Source organism: Pseudomonas sp. IT-P12, assembly GCF_949767465.1.
GTDB lineage: Bacteria > Pseudomonadota > Gammaproteobacteria > Pseudomonadales > Pseudomonadaceae > Aquipseudomonas.
Map to the genome: position 1 here is coordinate 140526 of NZ_CATKPY010000001.1, position 26504 is coordinate 167029.

Below are 26504 nucleotides of genomic sequence, written 5' to 3' on the forward strand. Positions count from 1 at the left end.
GGGCTGTCCCAACGGCAATGCCGGCAGAGACCGTCATTGCCCCCCGGAAAAGGCAAAAAAAAACCCGCGAGACCGGAGCGGCCCCGCGGGTATTTTGCGCGATCAGGACGACATCAGCTCGGCCTTGACCAGCTTCGCCTGCTCGTCGGCGTGGTACGAGGAACGTACCAGAGGACCGGAAGCGACGTTCTTGAAGCCCATCTTGTAGCCTTCCTCGGCGAACCAGGCGAAGGTGTCCGGGTGGACGAAACGCTGCACCGGCAAGTGACTGCGTGACGGTTGCAGGTACTGGCCCAGGGTCAGCATGTCGATGTCATGCTCGCGCATGCGCTTCATGACCTCGATGACTTCTTCGTCCGTCTCGCCCAGGCCGAGCATCAGGCCGGATTTGGTCGGAATGTGCGGCATCATTTGCTTGAAACGTTGCAGCAGGGTCAACGACCACTGGTAATCCGACCCCGGACGCGCAGCCTTGTACAGGCGCGGCACGGTTTCCAGGTTGTGGTTGAACACATCTGGCGGCTCGGCGGCAGTGATTTGCAGCGCGATGTCCATGCGACCACGGTAATCCGGAACCAGGGTCTCGAGCTGGACGTTCGGCGACAGCTTGCGGATCTCGCGGATGCAGTCGGCAAAGTGCTGGGCACCGCCGTCACGCAGGTCGTCGCGGTCCACCGAAGTGATCACCACGTATTTCAACTTAAGGTCGGCGATGGCGATGGCCAGGCTTTCCGGCTCGTTGACGTCCAATGGCTTCGGACGACCGTGTCCCACGTCGCAGAACGGGCAGCGACGGGTGCAGATGTCGCCCATGATCATGAAAGTCGCGGTGCCGCCGGAGAAGCACTCGCCCAGGTTCGGGCAGGACGCTTCTTCACAGACGCTGTGCAGCTTGTGCTTGCGCAGCAGCGCCTTGATCCGGTCGACTTCCGGGGAAACCGGGATGCGCACGCGGATCCAGTCGGGTTTCTTCGGCAGTTCGGTGGTCGGGATGATCTTCACCGGGATGCGTGCAACCTTCTCGGCGCCGCGCAGCTTGACGCCGGCTTCAACCTTGGCACGCGGGGCCGGACGCTCGGAGACATCCTGCGTCGGGATGATGGTTTGCACTGCATCAGTAGTCATATCAGTCGATTCCGCCCGTTAGGGTCGTCTGCTCAGCATAGTCGAGGTGTTTGACGAGCTGCGCGCGCAGCCGGGCACTTACCTCGGCAAATTCAATCGATCCTGCGTGATCGCTCAGCTGGGTCATCGCCAGCCCGGCATAGCCGCAGGGATTAATCCGTCGAAACGGTTCCAGGTTCATGTCCACGTTCAGGGCCAGGCCATGAAAGGAACAACCGTGGCGAATCCGCAGTCCCAGGGACGCGATTTTCGCCCCGTCGACATAGACCCCCGGCGCATCCGGCTTGGCCGCGGCACTGACGCCGTAACTGGCCAGCAAGTCGATCAGGCAGCGTTCCATGCGGGTGACCAGCTCACGTACGCCAAAACCGAGCTTGCGCACATCCAGCAATAGATAGGCCACCAACTGGCCGGGGCCGTGATAGGTCACCTGGCCACCCCGATCGACCTGCACCACCGGGATGTCTCCCGGCAGCAACAGGTGCTCGGCTTTGCCGGCCTGTCCCTGGGTGAATACCGGAGGGTGCTCCACCAGCCAGATCTCGTCGGCGGCATCGCTGCCGCGTTCGTTGGTAAAGCGTTGCATGGCATGCCAGACGGGCTCGTAAGCCATCTGGCCGAGCTCGCGAAAGCCCAGCGTGTCAGACATCACAGCACCATGTGCACGAAGCCGGTGGCCCGAAGTTCGCTGTTGATGTTGTACAGCTGGTCCTGGTCGGTGGCGACGATGTGCAACTGAATCGTGGTGTATTTGCCATTGCTGCTTTGACGCTCGTCCACACGCTCATCATTGATCTTGGCGTGCTTGCGGACGATGTCGATGATCTTGTCCTTGTTGCCCACACCCGTGTCGCTGATCACCTTAACCGGATAATCATTGGCAGGGAATTCGATCTTGGGCGCCTTTACTTCGGTATCGGTCATGGCGTAACGGCCTCGTAAGCGTAAGCCGTGGCGACGGGCATAGCCCCACGCCGGATGAGCGCGGGGCCATGCAGGTGCACACTGATCAGTTGAACAAGCCGTAGAAGAATAGACGGATGCTATCCCACATGCGGCGGAAGATACCACCCTCTTCGACGCCGTCCAGAGCGATCAGGTCGGCGCTGTGCACCACCTTGTCGTCCAGTTTGACTTCGACTTTACCGATCACGTCGCCTTTGGCGATGGGCGCAACCAGTTGCGGGTTCATGGTCATGCTGGCAGCGAGCTTTTTCAGCTGGCCCTTGGGCAGGGTCATGGTCAGGTCTTCAGCCAGGCCGGCCTTGACTTGATTGGTGGTGCCCTTCCATACAGGCGCCTGAGCCAGCTCGGTGCCTTTCTGGTAGAAGGTCTGGGTTTCGAAGAAACGGAAACCGTAGGTCAGCAGCTTCTGGGTTTCGGCAGCACGTGCCACTTCGCTGTTGGTGCCGAACACCACGGCGATCAGGCGCATGCCATCACGCACGGCCGAAGACACCATGCAGTAGCCCGCTTCTTCGGTGTGGCCGGTTTTCAGGCCGTCGACAGTTTTGTCGCGCCACAGCAACAGGTTGCGGTTGGGTTGCTTGATGCCGTTCCAGAAGAACTCTTTCTGCGAGTAGATCGCATAGTGAGCCGGGTCTTCGTGGATGATCGCGCGAGCCAGCACGGCCATGTCATGGGCCGACGAGTAGTGCTCGGGGTTCGGCAGGCCAGTCGGGTTCATGAAGTGGCTGTTGGTCATGCCCAGGTCGGCCACGGTTTTGTTCATCATGTCGGCAAAGGCGTCTTCGCTGCCGGCGATGTGCTCGGACAGCGCAACGCTCGCATCGTTGCCCGACTGGATGATGATGCCGTGCAGCAGGTCGCTGACCGTGACCTGCGAACCGACCTTGATGAACATCCGCGAACCACCGGTACGCCAGGCGTTCTCGCTGACGGTCACCGGGTCGTTCTCGCCGATCTGGCCACGACGGATTTCCAGGGTCGCGATGTACGCGGTCATCAGCTTGGTCAGGCTGGCAGGCGGCAGACGCTGGTCACCGTTGTTCTCGACCAGCACGTTGCCACTGCTGGCATCCATGAGCACATAGGCTTTGGCGGCCAGTTGTGGCGGCGACGGCATCATCTCGACCGCGAAGGCGGCCGGCGAAAGTAGCAGCGGGACTAGAAGGCACAGGCGTTTGGCAAAGGTGGTGATGTTCATCCGTCTCTCGAAATCGCTAATGGAAACTGCCCTAGGGCAAAACTAATCAGACAACCCTGGGGTCATCGCGTGTTCAGTCGTTCACTCTGTCACCCTGGCCGGGCTTTTGTTCTTCAACGAGCCAACAACCTGGTTCATCCCCCAAACAGCAAATGAACCGTCAATCAAGCACTACGTATTACTCGGCGGTGACCACGCTCGGCGAACCGAGGTTGGCCAGTCGCACGCTGTTCTGCACTTGCTGGATCTCACCCGGCGAACCGATCGGCCCCAGGCGCACCCGATGCAGTGTCTGTTGGTTGCGCACGATCGAGCTGATGAACACCGGCGCGCTCACCATCCCGCTGAGCTTCGACCTCAGGAGTTCTGCAGCGTCCGGGTTGGCGAACGCGCCCACCTGCAGATACTGGCCAGACGCTGGTGCAGAAGCGTTTTTTTTTGCATCGATCTGCACCGGCACGACGGCCGCGGCATGTTGCTGCGGCGGTGGCGTCCATTGCTCGACGGTCCCGGCGGACGCCGTGATCACCGGCGCGTTATTCTGCGCGACCTGTGGCTCGTTGAGCATCAACGGCGCCGGACGGCCCCGCTGTGCCCACCAGGTTTGCGGGTCGATGCCTTCAACCTTGACCCGCGCCGTGCCGGTTTCGGCGTAGCCGAGTTTCTTCGCGGCGGCGTAGGACAGGTCGATGATGCGGTCCGAGTAGAACGGGCCACGGTCGTTGACCCGCAGAATCACGGTCTTGTTGTTGTCCAGGTTGGTCACCCGAACGTAGCTGGGCAGCGGCAGGGTCTTGTGCGCGGCACTCATGCCGTACAGGTCGTACACCTCGCCATTGGCGGTGTTCTGGCCGTGGAACTTGGTGCCGTACCACGACGCCGTACCCGAGGCGACGTAGGTCTTGGACTCCTGCAACGGGAAGTAGGTCTTGCCCAGCACCGTATACGGGTTGGCCTTGTAGGGACCGGTGTGCAGGGTGGGCGTGGCGTCCGGGATACGCGAGACATCGACGTCCCACCACGGTGCGCCATCCTTGTGGGCACGGTTGATGTCCAGCCCCGGCGCAGAGCGCACGGCGGTGGAAGATGACTTCTGGGTTGGCGAACGGCTGGTCGAACAACTGGCGACCAGCACCGCCAAGGTGGCGAATGCCATCAGCTTCAGGGGTTTATTCATAGGCAATGCCCGCATTACTTGACGCCCCGTGCTTGGACCAGCTGTTCAGACAGTTGATGTACGGCCATGGCATACATCACGCTGCGGTTATAACGCGTGATCGCGTAAAAATTCTTCAGGCCCATCCAGTATTCCGGGCCATTGTCACCTTCCAGGCGGAATGCCGTGACCGGCATATCATCGCGCAGCGCATCATGACTTGACCACCCCAGCGCCCGCAACTCCCCGACGGTTTTCGTCGGCTCGATGCCCGTGGTCAGCCCCTCGTCGACCTGCTCGCCCCGCACATCGGCGCGGCTGACCACCGGTTCGCCGGCCACCCAGCCGTGACGCTTGAAATAACTGGCGACACTACCGATGGCGTCGTCCGGGTTGGTCCAGATATTGATATGGCCGTCACCGTCGAAATCCACCGCGTAGGCGCGGAAGCTGCTCGGCATGAACTGCGGCAGACCCATCGCCCCGGCGTAGGAGCCCTTGAGGGTCAACGGATCGACTTGCTCTTCCCGGGCCAGCAGCAGGAATTCACGCAATTCCTTGCGGAAGAATTCGGCACGGGGAGGATAGTCGAAACCCAGGGTCGACAGGGCATCAATCACGCGGAAATTGCCGGTATTGCGGCCGAAAAAGGTCTCAACACCGATGATCGCGACAATCACCTGGGCTGGAACGCCGTATTCCTGCTCGGCCCGGGCCAGTACCGCCTCGTGCTGTCGCCAGAAATCCACTCCACGGGCGATGCGCGCGTCGGTGATGAACATCGGGCGATACTCGTTCCACTGTTTGACGCGTTCAGCGGGCTTGGAAATGGCGTCGAGAATCGACTGCTTGCGCTCGGCCTCGCGGAACACGCCCATCAACTGCTCGCCGGCAAAACCGTAGTCGCGGGTCATCTCGCCGACGAACTCAGCCACTTGGGGAGTACCTTCGTAATCGCCGGCGAACGCGTCCTGCGCGGTGCCAAGGATGCTCACCAGACCGACCCATGACGCATATCGAGTCGCCCAGCCATGCATTACGTGCATTGAACTCTTCACCTTATTCAAACCTGTGCGATCCACTTGCGATGGGTATGGATCGACATCAAAACCCCAAACGCTGACAGCAGCGTAACCAGCGAAGTTCCTCCGTAGCTAATGAACGGCAACGGCACCCCCACAACCGGCAACAGGCCACTGACCATACCGATGTTGACGAAAACGTAAACAAAAAAGGTCATGGTCAGGGCACCGGCCAGCAATTTGCCGAACAGCGTCTGCGCCTGGGCGGTAATCACCAGGCCACGACCGATCAGCAACAGATAAATCAGCAGCAATGCACAGATACCGACCAGGCCGAACTCCTCGCCCAGCACCGCGATAATGAAGTCGGTGTGGCTTTCCGGGAGGAAGTCCAGGTGCGACTGGGTGCCCAGCAGCCAGCCCTTGCCGAATACGCCGCCGGAACCGATGGCCGCTTTTGACTGGATGATGTTCCAGCCAGTGCCCAGCGGATCGCTTTCCGGATCCAGGAACGTCAGCACGCGCTGCTTCTGGTAGTCGTGCATGACGAAAAACCACATGGCGATCGCGACCGGCACCGTCGCCGCCAATACGCTGAGAATCCAGCGCCAGCGCAGCCCGCCCATGAACAGCACGAAGGCACCGCCGGCCAGAATCAGCAGCGACGTGCCCAGGTCCGGCTGGCGCACGATCAGGATGAACGGCACCCCGATCAGCATCAGGCTGACCCCCACGTGCTTGAGCTGCGGCGGCAGGGTGCGCTTGGACAGGTACCAGGCGATGGTGGCCGGCATCAGGATCTTCATGAACTCCGACGGCTGGAAGCGGATCACCCCGGGGATGTTGATCCAGCGGGTGGCGCCCATGGCGTTGTGGCCCATGATGTCCACGACCAGCAGCAGCAATACGCCGGCCACATAGCCCAACGGCACCCATCGGGCCATGAAGCGCGGCTCGAACTGGGCGATGATGATCATCGACGTCAGGCCGATGCCAAAGGAAGTGGCCTGTTTGGCCAGCAGATCCCAGCTCTTGCCACTGGCCGAATACAGCACGAACAGGCTGCCGGCCGCGAGGGTCAGCAGCAGGATCAGCAACGGGCCGTCGATGTGCATGCGTTGCAACAGCGTCGCGCGGCGACGCATCACATCCTCACTGGAGAGGATGCGATCGAAATTACTCTTCACGGGCCGTAGCCTCCGCACTGATAGGGCTGGCGTATTCGGCTTTCAAGCGACCGTCCTGGTCCAGCAGCCAGGCGTCCATGACCTGGCGCACCACGGGCGCGGCGACCCCGGAACCGGACTCGCCGTTCTCGACCATCACCGACACCACGATTTTCGGGTTGTCGGCCGGGGCGAAGCCGACGAACAGGGCGTGGTCGCGGTGGCGCTCCTGAACCTTGGAACGGTCATACTTTTCGCCTTGCTTGATCGCGACCACCTGGGCCGTACCACTTTTACCGGCGATCCGGTATTGCGCGCCGATCGAGGCCTTGCGCGCCGTTCCGCGTGCACCGTGCATCACCTGCTGCATGCCGTGGTTGACCTTGTTCCAGTCGGACGGGTCGCGCAGGACGATGTCCGGCATCGGATTGTCGTCCTTGGGCCGCTCGCCCTCGACGGTCTTGGCCAGGTGCGGACGGTTCCACACTCCTTTGTTGGCGACCAGCGCCGTGGCCTGGGCCAGTTGCAGCGGCGTCGACTGCATGTAGCCCTGGCCGATCCCGAGAATCAGCGTTTCACCCGGGAACCAGGCCTGGCGACGGGTCGCACGCTTCCACTCACGGGACGGCATCAACCCCGGCGACTCTTCGAACATGTCCAGGGAGACTTTCTGGCCGATACCGAACTTGGTCATGTAGGCCGACAAGCGGTCGATCCCCAGTTTATGCGCCAGGTCATAGAAGTAGGTGTCGTTGGACCGCATGATGGCGGTGTCCAGGTCCACGTAGCCGTCGCCGGTGCGGTTCCAGTTACGGTATTTGTGGTCGTAGTTGGGCAACTGGTAGTAACCGGGGTCGAACACCCGGGACGATGCGGTCACCACGCCCGCGTCCAGGCCGGCAATCGCCACCGCCGGCTTGATGGTCGAACCCGGCGGGTACAGCCCCCGCAGCACACGGTTGAACAGTGGCCGGTCGATGGAGTCGCGCAACTCGGCGTAGGCCTTGAAGCTGATGCCGGTCACGAACAGGTTCGGGTCGAAACTCGGCTGGCTGACCATCGCCAGCACTTCGCCTGTCGCCGGGTCCAGCGCCACCACCGCACCACGCCGACCACCCAGCGCAAGCTCGGCGGCTTCCTGCAACTTGATGTCCAGGCTCAGGACAATGTCCTTGCCGGGAATCGGATCGGTACGCTTGAGCACCCGCAACACGCGGCCCCGGGCGTTGGTCTCGACTTCCTCGTAACCCACCTGGCCGTGCAGCTCGGGCTCGTAGAAACGCTCGATGCCGGTCTTGCCGATATGGTGGGTGCCGCTGTAGTTGACCGGATCGAGAGATTTGAGCTCTTTTTCGTTGATCCGCCCCATGTAGCCCACCGAGTGCGCAAAGTGCGCACCCTGCGGGTAATGCCGAACCAGTTGGGCGACCACTTCCACGCCCGGGAGGCGGAACTGGTTCACGGCAATGCGCGCGATCTGCTCTTCGGTCAGCTCGAACAGGATCGGCACCGGCTCGAAGGGCCGACGCCCCTGGCGCATGCGCTTCTCGAAGATCACCCGGTCCTCGGGCGTCAGTTCCAGCACTTCGACGATCACATCGAGCACTTGCTGCCAGTCGCCGGAACGCTCGCGGGTCATGCTCAGGCTGAAGCTGGGGCGGTTGTCCGCCACCACCACGCCATTACGGTCGAAGATCAACCCGCGGGTGGGCGGAATCGGCTGAACATGGACGCGGTTGTTTTCCGACAGGGTCGAGTGATAGTCGTACTGGATCACCTGCAGGAAATACAGGCGCGCAATCAGCACACCGATCAGCGCCACCACCGCAATTGCCCCGAACACGACGCGGCCGCGCACCAGGCGGGCGTCTTTTTCGTGGTCCTTGATGCGGATCGGCTGGGACATGGGGCAGAACTACTTGTGGTAAGGGTGGCCGGACAGGACTGTCCAGGCACGGTACAGCTGTTCGCCGATCAGAATACGCACCAGCGGGTGCGGCAACGTCAGGGGCGACAACGACCAACGCTGATCCGCCCGCGCACAGACTTCCGGCGCCAGCCCCTCGGGGCCGCCGACCATGAAATTCACCGTGCGCGAGTCCAGCCGCCAGCGATCGAGCTCGACCGCCAGTTGCTCGGTACTCCAGGGCTTGCCGTGGACTTCGAGGGTGACGATCCGCTCGTTCTGCCCGACCTTGGCCAGCATGGCTTCGCCTTCCTGGCGAATGAAGCGCGCCACATCGGCGTTCTTGCCACGGGTGTTGAGCGGTATTTCCACCAGTTCCAGCGCCAGCTCGGACGGAAGACGCTTGGCATATTCATGCCAGCCTTCTTCCACCCACTTGGGCATGCGTGAACCGACGGCGATCAGTCGCAGTCGCACAGCGGTCCCTTACTGCTGGTCTTTGTTAAGCTTGGTGAAATGCTCATGGGGATTTTCCGGGCTGTGATGCGCACCGCTGGCCGAACGGCTCTGCTCGGCACCGGCCCACAGGCGCTCCAGGTCATAGAACTGGCGAGCCGAGGCGGTCATCATGTGCACGATGACGTCGTCCATATCCAGCAATACCCAGTCGCTGTCGCCCTTGCCTTCTTCGCCCAGCGGCTTGACACCCTTGGCCTTGACCGCTTCGCGGACCTTGTCCAGCATCGCGCCGATCTGGCGGTTGGAGGTACCGGTGGCGATGATCATGTAGTCGGTGATGCTCTGCTTGTCGCGAACGTCGATCACCTGGATGTCCTGGGCCTTGACGTCTTCCAGGGCCGCCACGGCGACCTTGACCAGCTCTTCGCCGGCCAGCACTTCGCCGGTTTGCGGTTCCACCGGCAGCGGGGCGCTCTTGAATGTGCCTTTGCGCTTTACTTTAGCTACGTCTTTGTCAGTCATATAAAACTCGTTTTGCTCGTATGTTCGGGCGCTTCGCTACACGCATTCACGTGCCTTGAAGCGCACCCTTTTTCAGTTCGACGCACGGTACAGTCCGTGCGCATCGATGTAGGCCAGGACCGCGTCGGGCACCAGGAAACGTACCGACTTACCGCTGGCCAGCAGTTGACGGATCTGGGTGGCGGATACCGCGAGCGGCGTCTGCCAGACGAATGCAATCTGTCCGCTCGGCCCCTTGAGGGCCAGCGGGTCGCTCACCGAGCGCGCTGCCAGCAGGTTGCGCAAGGCATCCGGCGGCTCGCTGTCGGCATCCGGGCGTTGCAACACCAGGATGTGGCAATGCTGGAGCAACTCGTCCCAGCGGTGCCAAGTGGGCAGGCCGCAAAATGCGTCCCAGCCCAAAAGCAGAAAAACCTGGTCTTGCGCGGCCAGCTCGGCCCGCATCAATTCCAGGGTATCGATGGTGTAGGACGGTTTGTCCCGCTGCAATTCGCGGGCGTCCACCACCAACGGCGCCACACCGGCCACCGCGCACTCGACCATCGCCAGACGGTCCTGCGCCGACACCTGCGGCGTATCCCGATGGGGCGGCCTGGCACTGGGTGTCAGTCGCAACTCATCGAGCGCCAGCGATTCGGCGACTTCCAGCGCCCCCCGCAGGTGACCGATGTGCACCGGGTCGAACGTTCCGCCCAGTACACCGATGCGTCGCGGCACAGCGGCCGCCGGCTCAAGGTCGCTCAAGTCAGACCGACGCCTGGCCGCGCAGCTGGCCATCACCGACCACGATGTACTTCTCGCAGGTCAGGCCTTCAAGGCCCACCGGGCCGCGGGCGTGCAGCTTATCAGTAGAAATGCCGATCTCGGCACCTAATCCGTATTCGAATCCATCGGCAAAGCAAGTCGGCGTGTTGATCATCACCGACGACGAATCGACTTCAGCCACGAAACGCCTGGCGTCGCCCTGGTGCTCGCTGACAATCGAGTCGGTGTGATGCGAGCCATAGCGATTGATGTGGTCGATGGCCTGATCCAGCCCGTCGACGACGCGGATCGAGAGGATCGGCGCCAGGTATTCGGTGTGCCAGTCGTCCTCGGTGGCCACGGCCGCCTCGATGATCGCCCGGGTGCGCTCGCAGCCGCGCAACTCGACGCCTTTTTCGCGGAACTGCGCGGCCATGGCGGGCAGGAAATCCTTGGCGATGGCTTGATCCACCAGCAGCGTTTCCATCGCGCCGCAGATGCCATAGCGGTATGTCTTGGCATTGAAAGCGATGCGCCTGGCCTTCGGCAGGTCGGCGTGGGCACTGACGTAGACATGGCAGATGCCGTCCAGGTGCTTGATCACCGGCACCCGCGCGTCGCGGCTGACACGCTCGATCAGGCCACGGCCGCCACGGGGCACGATGACATCGACGTATTCAGGCAGGCTGATCAGCGCGCCGACGGCGGCGCGGTCAGTGGTCTCGACCACTTGCACGACGGCCGCCGGCAGGTCGGCCTCGGCCAGGCCCCGCTGAATGCAGGCGGCGATGGCTCGATTGGAATGAATGGCTTCGGAGCCGCCGCGCAGGATGGTCGCATTGCCGGACTTCAGACACAGGCTGGCGGCATCGATGGTCACGTTGGGCCGGGATTCGTAGATGATCCCGATCACGCCCAGCGGCACACGCATCTTGCCGACCTGGATCCCCGACGGGCGGAAGCTCATGTCACGAATAGCACCGACCGGGTCCGGCAAGGCAGCGACCTGGCGCAAACCGACGATCATGCCGTCGATGCGCTCCGGCGTCAGTGCCAGGCGCTCCAGCAGTGCCGGCTCCAGACCATTGGCACGACCCGCCGCCAGGTCCAGTTCGTTGGCAGCCGTGAGCTCGGCACGCGCGGCATCCAGCGCATTGGCAGCGGCCTGCAAGGCTCGGTTTTTCTGCGCAGTGCTGGCTCGGCCGATGATGCGCGATGCCTCGCGGGCAGCGCGACCCAGGCGGGTCATGTAGTCGAGAACGGACTCAGTCATGGTCGATGGCGGTCTTTGCTGAAGGTCTTGGTAAAGAGAAAGCGGCAGATTATAGCTGTCGCGTCCACCGACTAACAGCGGTGACGGGCGGATGGTCGAAATGGAGGACCATTTGCCGACGTTCAGCTGTGATTAAGCTGCAAATTGTTATCATCCCGGCTCAATCAGCCCTGACCCTCACCGATCATCATGTCCAATCTGACCGTTCAGGCACCGGCCGCAAGCCTGCCCATCGGGCTTCCCGACGCATTCTTCGACCGCGACGCACAAACCCTGGCCCGGGATCTGCTCGGCAAGGTCATCCGTCATCGGGTCGGCGAACTGTGGCTCAGCGCCCGGATCATCGAGACCGAAGCGTATTATTTCGAGGAAAAAGGCAGCCATGCCTCCCTCGGCTATACAGAAAAGCGTAAGGCTTTGTTTCTGGATGGTGGGCACATCTATATGTACTACGCCCGCGGCGGCGATTCCCTGAACTTCAGCGCACAGGGTCCTGGCAACGCGGTGTTGATCAAATCCGCCTACCCGTGGGTCGATGAAATAAGCGGCCCCGCCAGCCTGGCGCAAATGCTGTTGAACAACCCCGATGCTCAGGGCCGCCCGCGCCCGTCGCAAAAACTCTGCGCCGGGCAGACACTGCTGTGCAAGGCGCTGGGTCTGAAGGTGCCGGTGTGGGACGCCAAGCGTTTTGACCATGAAGTGCTGCTGGTGGAGGGTGTCGGCCCGGTGCCTGGCCATATCATTCAAACCACCCGCCTGGGCATTCCACACGGCCGCGACGAGCATTTGATGTATCGCTTCGTCGATGCGGCCTACGCGCCCTACTGCACACGGAACCCGCTGCGACGGGGGCAGGTCGAAGGTCGCGACTACTTTTTGCTGACCTGAGAACGTTTGAAGTATCCACAGACCCTGTGGGAGCGGGCTTGCTCGCGAAGACGGCCTGGCAGGTCAATCCATGCCGCCTGAAAAACCCTGATCGCGAGCAGGCTCGCTCCCACAAGGGCCCGAGCTTGTCTGCCCGGGACGATTACAAAATATCAATGGAGTTGTTTTTATGGGCCCATGGCTCGATAGCGTGACCGGATGGCTGGCGGCAAACCCGCAGTGGCTGGCCGCAGCGGTGTTCATCGTGGCCTTCGTCGAATGCCTGGCGATCGCCGGGTTGATCGTCCCCGGTACGGTGATGCTGTTCGCCGTTGCGGTGCTGGCCGGCAGCGGCGCGTTGTCGTTGAGCGAAACCTTGCTGCTGGGATTCGTCGCCGGGGTGCTGGGCGATATTGTTTCCTACTTCATCGGACGCCATTTCCATCAGAATATCCGGCGCCTGCCCGGCCTGCGCCATCACCCCGAATGGATCGCCGGTGCCGAGGCCTATTTCCAGCGCTATGGCATCGCCAGCCTGCTGGTCGGACGCTTTATCGGGCCATTGCGCCCCATGCTGCCAATGGTCGCCGGCATGTTCGACATGCCCTTCCCACGCTTCGCCGCGGTCAGCCTGCTGGCCGCTGCGGGCTGGAGCGTCGCCTACCTGCTGCCGGGCTGGGCCACGGGCGCCGCCATCCGCCTGCCGTTGCCGGAAGGTTTCTGGCCCCAAGCCGGGATAGTCGCGGGCAGCATCGCGGTAATGATCGGCTTGAGCGTGACCAGCAGCCTGCGTCGGCATCGCAAGGCGACTATCCTGATTGCCGGCATGAGCCTGCTGATTCTGGCAGGGCTGTTTATCGGTTACCCGCACCTGAGCGCCCTCGATCAGGGCGTCATGACCCTGGTGCAGGAACACCGCAGCTCGACGCTCGATGAAGTGGCCGTGACGTTTACCCTGATCGGCGAGTTTCGCAACATGCTGCTGTTCAGCGCCCTGCTGACCGGCTTGTTGCTCCTGACACGGCAATGGCGTCAGGCGATTTTTGCTGGCAGCACCCTGCTCGTCACCGCACTGGGCAACACGTTTACCAAGCAGTTTTTCGCCCGCGTGCGTCCAGAGGTTCTGAGTGACCCGCTGTTGAGCTACAGCATGCCCAGTGGTCATGCCTCCGGGTCCTTCGCGCTGTTTTTGACCCTCGCGGTCCTCGCCGGTCGCGGACAACCTCCGCGCATGCGCCTGACCTGGCTACTGCTGGGCTGCCTGCCGGCACTGACGATCGCGCTGTCGCGGGTTTATCTGGGCGCACACTGGCCGACGGATGTGTTGGCCGGGGCCATGCTGGCGGCCTGTGTGTGTGCGGCGAGCCTGGGGCTGATCCAGCGCCAGGCCCCCCTCAGTGCCATGCCGCCGAAAATCTGGTGGCTGATCCTGCCAGCGATGATGGCACTGTTCGGTTTCTTCGCATTGAGGCATTTACCCCATGCGATGGTGAGATACGCCTACTGATCAGGCGAACAACTCGCCCTGCAATTCATCCAGCAGCGCCTGAATCGCATCCAGTCGTTGCTGTGGGTCATCCAGTTGCAGGAGGTCGATCTTGTCCACCTCGGCGAACGGCAACAGATACGCCAACTGATTGGCCAGCGACTGCTGACCGGTGGCTTCGGTACCCATGTTCAATGCCTCGACCATCGGGTGTTCGGCCAGGGCCTTGAGCAAGGCCACCAGATCGGCATCTTCGTCCTGCAAGGGTTGTTCGGGCTCGTCTTCCAGCCACTCGACCTCGGCGACGGTCAGTTGATCACGCTGAACGTCGGTGCTCAGCACATTGAAACGCCGTCGGCCCTGCACCCGAATGCCCAGCAGTCCATTGTCCTGCTGCTTGAAATCGGTAATCACGGCTTCACAGCCAACCAGCGCATACCCCGCCGGGGCGATGCCGACTTCTTCGCCATCAAGGATGCACACCACGCCAAAACCACCGCCCTGTTTCATGCAGCGACCGATCATGTCCAGGTAGCGTGCCTCGAAAATCTGCAAGTCGAGGATGCAACCGGGAAACAGCACCGTGTTCAGCGGGAAAAGCGGCATGCTCATAGACATTTCCTTACACCACCATCGACACCGCCAGGGGCAGGAGCACCGCCGTGGCCACGCCCATCAGACTCATTGCCAGCGCCGCGAAGGCACCGCACTCTTCGTTTTCCTGCATGGCCACCGCCGTCCCCACCGCATGGGCCGTCATGCCCAGCGCCATGCCACGCGCCTCGGGGCTGTGAACGCCAAGCCGGGTCAACAGGCTCGGACCGAAGATTGCCCCGATCACCCCGGTGATCAACACGAACACCGCCGCCAGCGCCGCGACGCCACCGATCTGTTCGGCCACGAGCATCGCAATGGGCGAGGTCACCGACTTTGGCGCCATGGTCATCAGGATCATGTGCTCGGCGCCGAACCACCAGCCCAGCAGCACGCCCATGCCCGTGGCGACTACCCCGCCTATCACCAGCGTAGTAAATATCGGCCAGAACAACTGACGGATCCGCCGCAGATTGAGGTAAAGCGGCACGGCCAGCGCCACCGTGGCGGGGCCGAGCAGAATGCTGAGGATCTCGGTGCTCTTGCGGTACTCGCCGTAGGTCAGGCCACAGCCCAGCAGCACGCCGATGACCAACAGCATGGAGACCAGCACGGGCTGCAGGAAGATCCAGCGGGTTTTCTCGAACGCCGCCAGCACCAGTTGATAGGCGCCAAGGGTGACGCCGATGCCGAACAACGGATGGTGGATCACCGACGCCCACGCGCCTTGCCAGTCGAGGATCATTGCGCATCCTCGGGGTGCGCGTGCCGCTTGACCATGCGCTGCATCAGCACCCCGGCAAAGGCCATGGACAGCAGCAGCGACAACACCAGTGCGCCGACAATCGCCCAGAAATCCGCCGCAATGTCCCGGGCGTAAACCATCACGCCCACGGCCGGCGGCACCAGCAGCAGTGGCAGGTAACGCAGCAGGCTGCTGGCCGCCAGGCTCAGCGGCTCCCCCACCTGCCCACGGCAAATCAGGTACACCAGCAGAAGCAGCAGGCCAATGATCGGCCCCGGCAACACCGGCAGACACAAATGGTTGATGGCGGTGCCCAGCAATTGGAACAACACCAGCCAGGTCAGGCCACGTAGCAACATCGGTCCTCTCCCCCGTCAATTCACGCCCGGCATTATAAGCATGTCGGCGCTATGGACCGGCATTCGCCAAAAGCATGGTCGGTTGACCGGAGTTATCGGCCATGGTGATCTAAAGTGGTAATCCGGGAGGTCAAATCTCCACACCTGAAAACTATAAAACCGATGAATACAAGGAGAGTCTCAATGCCCTACGTTCCCGTTGCAGAGCTCAATGACTATGTCGGCAAGGAACTTGGACGTTCCGAATGGCTCACGATCGATCAGGCGCGCATCAACCTGTTCGCCGAAGCCACTGGAGACTATCAGTTCATCCACGTCGATCCGGTCAAGGCCGCACAAACCCCCTTTGGCAGCACCATCGCCCACGGTTTCCTGTCGTTGTCGCTGATTCCCAAGCTGATGGAAGACATTCTCATCCTGCCGCAGGGCTTGAAGATGGTGGTCAACTACGGCCTCGACAGCGTGCGGTTCATCCAACCGGTCAAGGTCGACTCGAAGGTGCGACTCAAGGTTGACCTGACCGAAGTCACCGAGAAGAAACCCGGCCAATGGCTGCTCAAGGCCACCGCCACGCTGGAGATCGAAGGTTCGGAAAAACCGGCCTATATCGCCGAGCCGCTGTCCCTCTGCTTCGTGTAAAACCTGCGGGATGCGAAGCAGCGCATGCTGTTTCGCGACCTCTCTCTATATATAAGCCATTGAGCTGCGGCATACTCGGTCGCCTAATTGCCCGGATCCCGCTATGCGCTCACTTGCACTCCTCGCCCTGACCCTGATGCTCACCGCTTGCGGCGACGGCGAATCGCTGTTGCCTCCCGACGCGCGCCTGCCGGACGGCGGACGTTACCGGGGCGACCTGGTCGACGGGTTGCTGCAAGGCCAGGGGCGCGTCGATTATCCCAACGGCAGCTGGTACGCCGGCAGTTTCGACAAGGGCCAATGGCATGGCCAGGGCGAATGGCATGGCAGCAACGGCGAAGTCTATCGCGGCAATTTCAACCAGGGCCTGTTCGACGGCCAGGGCACGCTGACCACCAGCGGCAGCAGCTACACCGGCGGATTCAAGGCGGGTCGGCGCGAAGGCGAAGGCAGCCTCAAGGAAAACGGTATGACTTACCGTGGCGAATTCAAGGCCGACCAGTATTCAGGCCTCGGACGCCTTGAACTCGAAGACGGCAGTTCCTACCAGGGTCAGTTCGCCCACGGCAAACCCAACGGTGAAGGCCAGCGCGGCGATGCCAGCGGCAATCAGTTCACCGGCCACTTCAAGGACGGCCAGCTCGAGGGCGTCGGAACCTTCAACAGCGCCGACGGCGATATCTACGTGGGCGGATTCAAGAACAACCAGTTGCACGGCAAAGGCCGCTACGAGAACGCCGACGGCGATGTCTGGCTGGGCCAGTTCAAGGAAGGCTCGCTGAACGGAAAGGGCGAGCTGATCGGTGCCGACGGCAGCCATTACATCGGCCAGTTCGTCGACTGGCGCTTCAGTGGCCAGGGCCGGCTGAACCTGTCCGATGGCAGCTTCTACATCGGCCAGTTCGACGCCGACAGCTATAAGGGTCGTGGCACCCTGGTGCTGACCGATGGCACCGTGCAGAGCGGTATCTGGGCCAATGGCCAACGGGTGCGCGACGCCGACGGCAAGCTGCTGCCCGACAGCCTCGAGCTCGGGCTGCTGGCCCAGGGTCGCCTGCTCGATGACGCGCTGGCCAATGTGCCGGCCTCCACGCCGGCGGTCGAGCTGTACACCCTGACCGTTGGCGGCGACGGCAAGCAAAGCGTGTTTCTGCGCGAATCCGATTACGTCAGCAACATGCTCGCCAGTCGTTTCGGTGCGTTCGGCCAGATCCGCCTGGTCAACCATCGCGAGCACCTGATCGACCGCCCCATGGCCACCCGGGAAAACCTGCGCCGTGCGGCCCTGACGCTGGCCGAACGCAGTGGGCCGGAAGACCTGGTCTTCATCTACCTGACCAGCCACGGCACCAGCGAGCACGAGCTGGTACTCGACCAGCCACGCATGGAACTGGCCGACCTGCCGGCGGACGAACTCGCCGCCGTGCTGGCCCCCCTGAAAAACCGCGACAAGATCATTGTGATTTCGTCTTGCTATTCGGGGGGCTTCATCCCTGCCCTCAAGGACGAACGCACCCTGGTCATGACCGCTTCGCGCGCCGACCGCGTGTCCTTCGGTTGCTCGGAAGAAGCCAACTTCACCTACTTCGGCGATGCCCTGTTCGCTCAGGCCCTGAACCAGACCGACGATCTGGAACAGGCCTTCAAGCTGGCCAGGGCCACGGTGGCCGAGCGTGAGCTGGCGGACGGCTTCGAAGCGTCCGAACCCCAGATCTGGGCGCCGAAAACCGTCCTTTCCCACTGGCAACTTCTGCGCAAACAGCAGGCACGAAAAGCACTACAAAGTGTCTCTATCAACAGCGAGGATGCAAAGAGCAACTAAGCTGAACAGTATCAAGGGAGAAACACTATGTACTTGACGCCTCAGCATGTATTGCTTGCCGGAGCGACCGGGCTGACCGGAGAACACTTGCTTGACCGCTTGCTCAATGAGCCGACCATCACCCGTGTTCTGGCCCCCTCACGCCGGCCGCTGGCCGAACACCCCCACCTGGAAAACCCGGTGGGCGACCCGGCGGTGTTTCTGCCGCAACTGAACGGTCGTGTCGACATTGCGTACTGCTGCCTCGGCACCACGATCAAGCAGGCGGGCTCGGAAGAAGCGTTCCGTGCGGTCGATCTGGACATGGTGGTGGCTTTCGCCAAGCGTGCACGGGAAATGGGGGCTCGGCACCTGATCGTGATCAGCGCCGTGGGGGCCGACCGTCGGTCCTCGGTGTTCTACAACCGGGTCAAAGGCGAGATGGAGTACGCCTTGCGGGCGCAGGACTGGCCACAACTGACCATCTGCCGACCTTCGCTGTTGCTGGGCGACCGGATTGAGCCACGCCTGGCCGAACAACTGGCCGGCCCGTTATCGCGCCTGATTCCAGGCAAGTACCGAGGCATCGAAGCCTGCCAGCTGGCACGCGCGATGTGGCGGCTGGCGCTGGAAGAACAGGATGGAGTGCGGGTGGTCGAATCGGATGAGTTGCGCAAGCTGGGCAAGTAACGCTACGGCGACTGGGCGGGCGCACCGCCGATTCGGGACCGAACGCTACAACCCGCCCGTCGCCTGAAAACTCACACCGATCACCGTCAGCACCGACAACGGCAACAGCAGCGTATCGAGCAGAGCGCTGGCCGGCAGATCCACACCCGGATAGCTCGGCGCCTCTGCGCCAAAGCGGTCCATCGCGCAGCAACCACCGTTCAAGGCATACATGTCCAGCCGGGTCCCCGCATACACCACCGGAGCCCCCGGCTTGGCAGCATCCAGCGTGCGCGCCGTGGCGCAGCCGGCCAATTGCACGACCAGCACCAGCGCCAGCAGCTTATTCATCGCTGGTCAGATGGTGTTCGCCCCAACGCGGCAGCATGTCCTGAGGGATGTTCAGCAGGTTGAGAATCCGGGCCACGACGAAGTCGACGAGGTCGTCGATGGTTTGCGGCTGATGATAGAACCCGGGCGATGCCGGAAGGATCGTCACGCCCATGTTCGACAATTTCAGCATGTGTTCCAGGTGAATGCTCGAATACGGCGCTTCACGCGGCACCAGAATCAGTTGGCGGCGCTCCTTCAACGTAACGTCGGCCGCACGCTCGATCAGGTTGTTGCAGGCGCCGGTGGCGATCGCCGAGAGCGTCCCGGTGGAACACGGCACCACCACCATCGCCGCCGGAGCACCGGAGCCCGAGGCCACGGGCGACATCCAGTCTTCCTTGCCGTACACGCGGATCTGCCCATCGGCGGCACCGGTGTACTCGGTGAGGAAAGCCTGCATCATCTGGGTTTTCGGCGGCAACGTCACATCGGTCTCGGTGGCCATCACCAATTGCGCGGCCTTGGAGATCAGGAAATGCACCTCGCGATCTTCGCGGATCAGGCAGTCCAGCAGGCGCAAGCCATACTGGGCGCCCGAAGCGCCGGTCATGGCCAGCGTGATGCGTTCCGGGCCGTTGTTCATCGCAGCGCCTCGGCCAGTTTGCCGTGCAGGCCGCCAAAGCCGCCGTTGCTCATGATCACCACGTGCGTGCCCGGCTGAGCCTGACTTTTCACCCGTTCGATAATGCCTTCCAGCGAATCGCTGACGATCGACGGCACGCTGCACAGCGCCGCCGTAGCGGCCAGGTCCCAGCCGAGGTTGGCTGGCGCGTACCAGATGACCTGGTCGGCATCCGCCACGCTTTCGGGCAAGCCGTCACGGTGAGCGCCGAGCTTCATGGAGTTGGAGCGCGGCTCGATGATCGCAATCAATGGCGCGTCGCCAATGCGCTTGCGCAGGCCGTCGAGCGTGGTGGCGATGGCCGTCGGATGGTGGGCAAAGTCGTCGTAGATGGTGATACCCCGGACTTCTGCCACTTTCTCCATCCGCCGCTTCACACTCTTGAACGCGCTCAACGCCGCGATGCCCATGGCGGGCACGACACCGACATGGCGAGCTGCGGCCAGGGTAGCCAGGGCGTTGGCCACGTTGTGCTGACCGGTCATGTCCCACTCGACCACGCCTTGGACCACGCCGTCGAACATCACTTCGAACGCCGAACCGTCTTCACTCAGCAATTTGACCTGCCATTGACCACCGGTACCGGTGGTTTGCACCGGCGTCCAGCAGCCCATCTCGATCACGCGCTGCAAGGCCGGCTCGGTGGTCGGATGAATCACCAGGCCTTCGCTCGGAATGGTCCTGACCAAGTGGTGAAACTGTCGCTCGATGGCCGGCAGATCAGGGAAGATGTCCGCATGATCGAATTCCAGGTTGTTCAGGATCGCCGTACGCGGGCGGTAGTGGACGAACTTGGAACGCTTGTCGAAGAACGCGCTGTCGTACTCGTCGGCTTCGATCACGAAGAATGGGGTGCCGCCCAGTCGGGCCGACACCGAAAAGTTCTGCGGCACGCCGCCGATCAGGAAACCCGGGCTCATGCCGGCGTGCTCCAACACCCAGGCGAGCATACTGCTGGTGGTGGTCTTGCCGTGGGTCCCCGCGACAGCCAGCACCCAACGACCTTGCAACACGTGGTCGGCCAGCCATTGCGGGCCGGAAACGTAGGGCAGCCCCTTGTTCAGCACGTACTCGACCGCCGGGTTACCGCGGGACATGGCGTTGCCGATCACCACCAGGTCGGGGGCCGGATCGAGCTGCGCCGGGTCGTAGCCCTGGGTCAACTCGATGCCCTGGGCCTCCAGCTGGGTGCTCATCGGTGGATAGACGTTGGCATCGGAGCCGGTCACGTGATGGCCCAGCTCTTTGGCCAGAACCGCCATCGACCCCATGAAAGTGCCGCAGATACCAAGAATATGAATGTGCATAGTCGACCTCGTAAAACATGGCCGCAGGTTAGCGTAGGGAGGGGAAAACCGCACCTGGTGTTTCGCCCGCACTGACGCCCGCGCCCACAGGGCAACGCATTCCACTGTGGGCGCGGGCTTGTTCGCGAAGGCCGCGATGCGGTCTAGCGGGCGATCCCGTGCTTGCGCAACTTCCTGTAGAGGGTATTGCGACTGACCCCCAGCTGTTCGGCCGTGTGGGTCATGTGCCAGCGCTGCTGCTCCAGCGCAGTGAGCAACGCCAGCCGCTCGGCATCCTCAAGCGGATACTCGGTCGGCTCCTGCGCGGGCGAAATCACGGCCGGCCGGGCCTGAAGGATCATCGCCGGCAAGTCCTCCAGACCGACGCGCCCGCCGTCACACAGCGCCGCCAGGGTACGCAGGACATTGCGCATCTGGCGCACGTTGCCGGGCCAGGCGAACCCCAACAGCGCCTGGCGTGCGGGTTCATCGATCAGCACCGTCTCACCGTCCGCTTCCTGTGCCAGCAGATAGTCGAGCAACTGCGACCGGTCACTGCGCTCACGCAACGCCGGCAAGGCGATTTCCAGTCCGTTGAGCCGGTAATAGAGGTCTTCGCGAAAGCTCCCGTCCCGTACCCGTTCCAGCAGGTCACGGTGGGTCGCGCTGATGATTCGCACGTTGACCGCCTCGGGCGCACCGCCGATCGGCACCACCTGCCGATCCTCCAGCACCCTCAGCAGCCGGGTCTGCAACGCCAGCGGCATGTCGCCGATCTCGTCGAGGAACAAGGTGCCGCCATCGGCCTGCTGCAACTTGCCGCGCATGCCTTCCTTGCGTGCGCCGGTGAAGCTGCCGCCGCGATAGCCGAACAGCTCGCTTTCAATCAGGCTCTCGGGAATCGCCGCGCAGTTAAGGGCTACGAACGCCTGCTCGGATCGCTGACTGGCCTGGTGCACGGCCTTGGCGAAGGCCTCCTTGCCGGACCCGGTTTCGCCATGGATCAGCAGCGGAACGTCCCGTTCGAAGACACGCAACGCCTTTCGGAAATCCGCTTGCAGCCGCTCATCGCCGAGACAAATCCCCGGCAGGCGAGCCGCCTCGGCCAGCACCGGGCGCGGAGGCACTGGCGTCGAAAAGCTGCGCGGCTGACCTCGCAACACGGCAAACAGGCCGCGCCCGTCGCGGCTGCGCAACGGCCAACTGGCGCTGGGACTCACGCTCGCGCGGCCGAGCAACTCGTCCAGCGCGCAATCGAAAAACGCCTCCACCGGTTGGCCCAACAGGGCACCGCGAGCATGCCCCAGCAGGTTGAGCGCACTCTGGTTGACCGCACAGATCCGCCCTTCGCCGTCAAACGCCAGCAGCCCTTCGCTGAACAGCCCGACGGATTCGGCCTGCAAATGAAAACGCAGCAACCATTGATTGTCGAAGTAGCGCAGGAAATAGCAGCTTTCGATCATCTTCGCCGAAAGGTTGACCAGGGCCATGGTGTGGAACTGGCTTTGCCGCGACACGTCGTGCCGCGCCGACGACACGTCCAGCACCGCCAGCAAGTCGCCATGGGGGTCGAACACCGGGCTTGCCGAACAGGTCAGGCCGGTGTGACGACCGCGAAAATGCTCGTCCTGGTGAATGGTCAGCGCCTGGCGCTCCACCAGGCAGGTGCCGATGCCGTTGGTGCCTTCGCAGGCTTCGCTCCAGTCGGCGCCGAGCCAGAGGCCGGCGCGCTCGAAAATCCTGCGTTCGGTGGGCGCGGTGACACAGTTGAGGATCACCCCCCGCGCATCGGTCAACAGCACCGCATGGCCGGCCCCGGAGAGTTGCTGATGCAGGCTGCTCATTTCATTGCCGGCGATGTGCAGCACTTGCTGCAGGCGCTCGCGACTTTCCAGCAGGCGGCCATGTTCCAGCACGGTGGGTGCCATGGTCAGGCTCGGATCGAGGTGATAGTCCTCGAGACAGCGCAGCCAGGACCGGGCTATGGAGGGATCGCTGCCGGGACCGTGCAGGTGGGATTTGCCCTGGGTCACGGTCATTACCTGCTGGGCATGGCGACTCAAATGGTTGTCGTGCATCTGTTGTTCTTCTCCCCGCAGGTTGGGCCTGGAGTGTGTGCCTGAGCATCCTCCTGCCTGCGGCGTATTGCAATGCTGGCGACCCCATGCCGCCACAAGCCGTGTCACAAGCGGTACAAAGTGTCACGTGCAGCGTATCGAAAACGTCACAAGCGTCCTCCGCCTGTCCGACAAAAACAGCGCAAGGCCTTGATTTATCTGAGCTGCAAGGCGCTGGCCCGACCTTTGCTCTACGCTTAAGTCAAGCGCACCCGCGCCACTTCCTTATAAGTACAACAAACCAAGGAGAACCCATCATGCGTTACGCTCACCCCGGTACTGAAGGCGCCAAGGTCTCGTTCAAGAGCAAGTACGGTAACTACATCGGCGGCGAGTTCGTCGCGCCTGTCAAAGGTCAGTACTTCACCAACACCTCGCCAGTGAATGGCCAACCGATAGCCGAATTCCCCCGCTCCACGGCCGAGGACATCGACAAGGCCCTGGATGCCGCCCATGCCGCGGCGGATGCCTGGGGTGCCACCTCCGTCCAGGCGCGCTCGCTGATCCTGCTGAAAATTGCCGATCGCATCGAACAGCACCTGGAAACCCTGGCGATCACCGAAACCTGGGACAACGGCAAGGCTGTTCGCGAAACCCTCAATGCCGACATTCCGCTGGCCGCCGATCACTTCCGCTATTTCGCCGGTTGCCTGCGCGCCCAGGAAGGCAGCGCCGCCGAGATCGACGGCAACACCGTGGCCTATCACATCCATGAACCGCTGGGCGTGGTCGGGCAGATCATCCCGTGGAACTTCCCGATTTTGATGGCCTCGTGGAAACTCGCCCCAGCCCTGGCTGCCGGTAACTGCGTGGTACTCAAGCCTGCCGAGCAAACTCCGCTGGGCATCACCGTGCTGGTCGAACTGATTGGCGACCTGCTGCCACCGGGCGTCCTCAACGTCGTGCAAGGCTTTGGCAAGGAAGCCGGTGAAGCCCTGGCTACCAGCAAGCGCATCGCCAAGATTGCCTTCACCGGCTCGACCCCGGTCGGTTCGCACATCATGAAATGTGCGGCGGAGAACATCATTCCGTCCACCGTGGAACTGGGTGGCAAATCGCCGAACATCTTCTTCGAAGACATCATGCAGGCCGAGCCGACCTTCATCGAGAAAGCCGCCGAAGGCCTGGTCCTGGCGTTCTTCAACCAGGGCGAAGTCTGCACCTGCCCTTCCCGTGCCCTGGTGCAGGAGTCGATCTACGACGAGTTCATGAAAGTGGTCATGAACAAAGTCCTGCAAATCAAACGCGGCGATCCGCTGGACACCGACACCATGGTCGGCGCCCAGGCCTCCGAGCAGCAATTCGACAAAATCCTCTCGTACCTGGAAATCGCCAAGGGCGAAGGCGCCGAGCTGCTGACCGGCGGCAAGGTGGAAAAACTCGAGGGCAACCTGGCGAGCGGCTACTACATCCAGCCGACCCTGCTCAAGGGCACCAACAAGATGCGCGTGTTCCAGGAGGAAATCTTTGGCCCGGTGGTGAGCATCACCACCTTCAAGGACGAAGCCGAAGCCCTGGCCATCGCCAATGACACCGAGTTCGGCCTCGGCGCCGGCCTCTGGACACGCGACATCAACCGCGCCTATCGCATGGGCCGCGCCATCAAGGCCGGTCGTGTATGGACCAACTGCTACCACCTGTACCCGGCGCATGCCGCGTTCGGCGGTTACAAGAAGTCCGGCGTCGGCCGTGAAACTCACAAGATGATGCTCGATCACTATCAGCAGACCAAAAACCTGCTGGTGAGCTACGACATCAATCCGCTGGGCTTTTTCTAAAGGCCAATGGCGAGGCAGGCAAGCCTGCCTCGCTCCGCCACAACCATCGCGAGCAGGCTCGCTCCCACAGGTCTTTCACCTACCCTGTGGGAGCGAGCCTGCTCGCGATGGCTTTCCAACGGACACACTTCATGCCCGGGTGCCCTGGCGCAGCCTTTGCATGCTCACAACACCCCTTCCTCGGGTACACACACTTCAGGAGGACACCGCCCCATGGCCTCGTTTGCCCATTCTATCGGCGCCCAGACCTATCGCTTCGACAGCCTCAAGGACGTCATGGCCAAGGCCAGTCCCGCGCGCTCCGGGGACTTCCTGGCCGGCGTTGCGGCGCTCAACGATGGCGAACGCGTCGCCGCGCAGATGGCTCTGGCGGACATTCCTCTCACCCACTTCCTGCAGGAAGTGCTGATTCCCTACGAGACCGATGAAGTCACCCGACTGATCATCGACACCCACGACCAACACGCCTTCGCCGCCGTCAGCCACCTGACCGTCGGTGGCTTGCGCGACTGGCTGCTCAGCGAGGCCGCCGACGAACAGAGCCTGCGCGCCCTCGCCCCCGGGTTGACGCCGGAGATGGCCGCGGCAGTGTCCAAGCTGATGCGCGTACAGGATCTGGTGCTGGTGGCGCAGAAAATCCGCGTGGTCACGCAGTTTCGCGGCACCATGGGCCTGCGCGGACGCCTGTCCACGCGCCTGCAACCCAATCACCCCACCGACGAACCGGCCGGTATTGCCGCGAGCATTCTCGACGGCCTGCTCTACGGCAACGGTGACGCGATGATCGGCATCAACCCGGCCACCGACAGCATTGCCTCTATTTGCGCGATGCTGGAAATGCTCGATGCGATCATCCAGCGCTATGAAATTCCGACGCAGGCCTGCGTGCTGACCCACGTCACCACGTCCATCGAAGCCATCAATCGGGGCATCCCGCTGGACCTGGTGTTCCAGTCGATCGCCGGCACTGAAGCGGCCAACGCCAGCTTCGGCATCAGTCTGAACCTGTTGCAGGAAGGCTACGACGCCGGGCTCAGCCTCAAGCGCGGCGGGCAGAACCTGATGTATTTCGAGACCGGCCAGGGCAGCGCCCTGTCGGCCAACGCCCATCACGGCGTCGATCAACAAACCTGCGAGACCCGTGCCTACGCCGTGGCGCGACATTTCAAACCGTTCCTGGTCAACACCGTGGTCGGATTCATCGGACCGGAATACCTCTACAACGGCAAACAGATCATCCGCGCCGGCCTCGAGGATCACTTCTGCGGCAAACTCCTGGGCGTGCCGATGGGCTGCGACATCTGCTACACCAACCATGCCGAAGCCGACCAGGACGACATGGACACCCTGCTGACCCTGCTGGGCGTGGCCGGGATCAACTTCATCATGGGCATTCCCGGCTCCGACGACATCATGCTCAATTACCAGACCACCTCGTTCCACGACGCACTCTATGCCCGGCAAACCCTGGGCCTGCGCCCGGCGCCGGAGTTCGAACAATGGCTGGCGAACATGGGTATCTTCACCCAGGCCGGCGGCAAAATTCAGTTCGGCAGCCAACTGCCACCGGCGTTTCGTCAGGCCTTGGCGCAATTGGGATGAGCACCG

At 62.5% G+C, this 26504-nt stretch carries 26 protein-coding genes; 7 read left to right on the plus strand and 19 right to left on the minus strand.

All coding sequences use genetic code 11. The features are described from left to right. Nucleotides 1–102: 102 nt before the first annotated feature. From lipA to ACM6IM_RS00725, 12 genes are all read right to left on the minus strand, one after another. On the minus strand, nucleotides 103–1125 hold the full coding sequence (gene lipA, locus ACM6IM_RS00670) for a lipoyl synthase (RefSeq protein ID WP_207195602.1): 1023 nt from the start codon (nucleotides 1123–1125) through the stop codon (nucleotides 103–105). A 1-nt stretch (nucleotide 1126) separates the two neighbouring features. Further along, nucleotides 1127–1774: a lipoyl(octanoyl) transferase LipB gene (lipB, locus tag ACM6IM_RS00675; protein WP_192309196.1), complete on the minus strand. Its 648-nt coding sequence runs from the start codon at nucleotides 1772–1774 to the stop codon at nucleotides 1127–1129. Beyond that, the gene (locus ACM6IM_RS00680) at nucleotides 1774–2049 is read right to left on the minus strand and encodes a DUF493 domain-containing protein (RefSeq protein ID WP_077045559.1); all 276 of its coding nucleotides are present in this window, start codon (nucleotides 2047–2049) and stop codon (nucleotides 1774–1776) included. Before ACM6IM_RS00680 ends, lipB begins: the two co-directional genes overlap by 1 nt. An 85-nt stretch (nucleotides 2050–2134) precedes the next feature. Next, entirely contained in the window at nucleotides 2135–3292 is a 1158-nt protein-coding gene (locus ACM6IM_RS00685) for a D-alanyl-D-alanine carboxypeptidase family protein (protein WP_192309198.1), read from the minus strand. A gap of 178 nt (nucleotides 3293–3470) precedes the next feature. Further along, nucleotides 3471–4484, minus strand: a complete 1014-nt coding sequence (locus tag ACM6IM_RS00690; RefSeq protein WP_192309200.1) for a septal ring lytic transglycosylase RlpA family protein — start codon at nucleotides 4482–4484, stop codon at nucleotides 3471–3473. Then, a complete protein-coding gene (mltB, locus tag ACM6IM_RS00695; protein WP_192309202.1) occupies nucleotides 4484–5494 on the minus strand; it encodes a lytic murein transglycosylase B in 1011 nt (336 codons plus the stop codon). Before mltB ends, ACM6IM_RS00690 begins: the two co-directional genes overlap by 1 nt. 17 nt (nucleotides 5495–5511) lie before the next feature. Next, nucleotides 5512–6615, minus strand: a complete 1104-nt coding sequence (gene rodA, locus ACM6IM_RS00700) for a rod shape-determining protein RodA (RefSeq protein WP_192309383.1) — start codon at nucleotides 6613–6615, stop codon at nucleotides 5512–5514. Between the two features lie 31 nt (nucleotides 6616–6646). Then, nucleotides 6647–8542 (minus strand): penicillin-binding protein 2, encoded by a 1896-nt coding sequence (gene mrdA, locus ACM6IM_RS00705; protein WP_192309204.1) that lies wholly within the window; start codon nucleotides 8540–8542, stop codon nucleotides 6647–6649. A gap of 9 nt (nucleotides 8543–8551) precedes the next feature. After that, a complete protein-coding gene (rlmH, locus tag ACM6IM_RS00710) occupies nucleotides 8552–9019 on the minus strand; it encodes a 23S rRNA (pseudouridine(1915)-N(3))-methyltransferase RlmH (RefSeq protein WP_009051038.1) in 468 nt (155 codons plus the stop codon). Nucleotides 9020–9028: 9 nt separating this feature from the next. Further along, nucleotides 9029–9523, minus strand: a complete 495-nt coding sequence (gene rsfS / locus ACM6IM_RS00715; RefSeq protein ID WP_192309206.1) for a ribosome silencing factor — start codon at nucleotides 9521–9523, stop codon at nucleotides 9029–9031. A gap of 72 nt (nucleotides 9524–9595) precedes the next feature. Continuing rightward, entirely contained in the window at nucleotides 9596–10240 is a 645-nt protein-coding gene (gene nadD / locus ACM6IM_RS00720) for a nicotinate-nucleotide adenylyltransferase (RefSeq protein WP_192309384.1), read from the minus strand. Between the two features lie 28 nt (nucleotides 10241–10268). Then, a complete protein-coding gene (locus tag ACM6IM_RS00725; protein ID WP_192309208.1) occupies nucleotides 10269–11540 on the minus strand; it encodes a glutamate-5-semialdehyde dehydrogenase in 1272 nt (423 codons plus the stop codon). Between the two features lie 189 nt (nucleotides 11541–11729). On the opposite strand from ACM6IM_RS00725, the gene ACM6IM_RS00730 reads away from it, so the two are divergent. Further along, nucleotides 11730–12428, plus strand: coding sequence for a DNA-3-methyladenine glycosylase (locus ACM6IM_RS00730; protein ID WP_414863891.1), 699 nt, complete (start codon nucleotides 11730–11732; stop codon nucleotides 12426–12428). A gap of 169 nt (nucleotides 12429–12597) precedes the next feature. After that, nucleotides 12598–13914, plus strand: coding sequence for a bifunctional DedA family/phosphatase PAP2 family protein (locus ACM6IM_RS00735; RefSeq protein ID WP_192309212.1), 1317 nt, complete (start codon nucleotides 12598–12600; stop codon nucleotides 13912–13914). Here the strand turns inward: ACM6IM_RS00735 and ACM6IM_RS00740 are convergent, their stop codons facing one another. From ACM6IM_RS00740 to ACM6IM_RS00750, 3 genes are read right to left on the minus strand one after another with little or no spacing between them, the layout of a single operon-like run. Then, nucleotides 13915–14505 carry an LON peptidase substrate-binding domain-containing protein gene (locus tag ACM6IM_RS00740; RefSeq protein WP_414863892.1) on the minus strand — a complete coding sequence of 197 codons (591 nt, stop codon included), beginning with the start codon at nucleotides 14503–14505 and terminating at the stop codon, nucleotides 13915–13917. Nucleotides 14506–14515: 10 nt separating this feature from the next. Further along, nucleotides 14516–15232: an LrgB family protein gene (locus ACM6IM_RS00745; RefSeq protein ID WP_192309216.1), complete on the minus strand. Its 717-nt coding sequence runs from the start codon at nucleotides 15230–15232 to the stop codon at nucleotides 14516–14518. After that, complete coding sequence (locus ACM6IM_RS00750) at nucleotides 15229–15591, minus strand: CidA/LrgA family protein (RefSeq protein ID WP_414863893.1); 363 nt, start codon at nucleotides 15589–15591, stop codon at nucleotides 15229–15231. Before ACM6IM_RS00750 ends, ACM6IM_RS00745 begins: the two co-directional genes overlap by 4 nt. A gap of 183 nt (nucleotides 15592–15774) precedes the next feature. Between ACM6IM_RS00750 and ACM6IM_RS00755 the strand changes: the two genes are divergently transcribed. The 3 genes from ACM6IM_RS00755 to ACM6IM_RS00765 all read left to right on the plus strand — a co-directional run bounded on the left by ACM6IM_RS00755 (nucleotide 15775) and on the right by ACM6IM_RS00765 (nucleotide 18721). Continuing rightward, nucleotides 15775–16230 carry a MaoC family dehydratase gene (locus ACM6IM_RS00755; RefSeq protein ID WP_192309221.1) on the plus strand — a complete coding sequence of 152 codons (456 nt, stop codon included), beginning with the start codon at nucleotides 15775–15777 and terminating at the stop codon, nucleotides 16228–16230. 103 nt (nucleotides 16231–16333) lie between these two features. Continuing rightward, nucleotides 16334–18052, plus strand: coding sequence for a C13 family peptidase (locus ACM6IM_RS00760; protein ID WP_414863894.1), 1719 nt, complete (start codon nucleotides 16334–16336; stop codon nucleotides 18050–18052). Nucleotides 18053–18079: 27 nt separating this feature from the next. Beyond that, the gene (locus tag ACM6IM_RS00765) at nucleotides 18080–18721 is read left to right on the plus strand and encodes an oxidoreductase (RefSeq protein ID WP_192309226.1); all 642 of its coding nucleotides are present in this window, start codon (nucleotides 18080–18082) and stop codon (nucleotides 18719–18721) included. A gap of 45 nt (nucleotides 18722–18766) precedes the next feature. Here ACM6IM_RS00765 and ACM6IM_RS00770 read toward each other — a convergent pair whose 3' ends face one another. The 4 genes from ACM6IM_RS00770 to ACM6IM_RS00785 all read right to left on the minus strand — a co-directional run bounded on the left by ACM6IM_RS00770 (nucleotide 18767) and on the right by ACM6IM_RS00785 (nucleotide 23079). Beyond that, nucleotides 18767–19051, minus strand: a complete 285-nt coding sequence (locus tag ACM6IM_RS00770) for a YceK/YidQ family lipoprotein (protein ID WP_192309228.1) — start codon at nucleotides 19049–19051, stop codon at nucleotides 18767–18769. Continuing rightward, a complete protein-coding gene (gene ubiX, locus ACM6IM_RS00775; RefSeq protein WP_192309230.1) occupies nucleotides 19044–19676 on the minus strand; it encodes a flavin prenyltransferase UbiX in 633 nt (210 codons plus the stop codon). Before ubiX ends, ACM6IM_RS00770 begins: the two co-directional genes overlap by 8 nt. Then, nucleotides 19673–21022, minus strand: coding sequence for a UDP-N-acetylmuramate:L-alanyl-gamma-D-glutamyl-meso-diaminopimelate ligase (mpl, locus tag ACM6IM_RS00780; protein WP_414863895.1), 1350 nt, complete (start codon nucleotides 21020–21022; stop codon nucleotides 19673–19675). The genes ubiX and mpl overlap by 4 nt, the downstream gene beginning before the upstream one ends. A 143-nt stretch (nucleotides 21023–21165) precedes the next feature. Beyond that, nucleotides 21166–23079 (minus strand): sigma-54-dependent Fis family transcriptional regulator, encoded by a 1914-nt coding sequence (locus ACM6IM_RS00785; RefSeq protein WP_414863896.1) that lies wholly within the window; start codon nucleotides 23077–23079, stop codon nucleotides 21166–21168. A gap of 296 nt (nucleotides 23080–23375) precedes the next feature. Here ACM6IM_RS00785 and ACM6IM_RS00790 point away from each other — a divergent pair, with 296 nt between their 5' ends. Further along, nucleotides 23376–24896: an aldehyde dehydrogenase family protein gene (locus ACM6IM_RS00790; RefSeq protein ID WP_414863897.1), complete on the plus strand. Its 1521-nt coding sequence runs from the start codon at nucleotides 23376–23378 to the stop codon at nucleotides 24894–24896. A 213-nt stretch (nucleotides 24897–25109) separates the two neighbouring features. Next, nucleotides 25110–26498 (plus strand): ethanolamine ammonia-lyase subunit EutB, encoded by a 1389-nt coding sequence (locus ACM6IM_RS00795; protein WP_414863898.1) that lies wholly within the window; start codon nucleotides 25110–25112, stop codon nucleotides 26496–26498. Nucleotides 26499–26504: the final 6 nt, after the last annotated feature.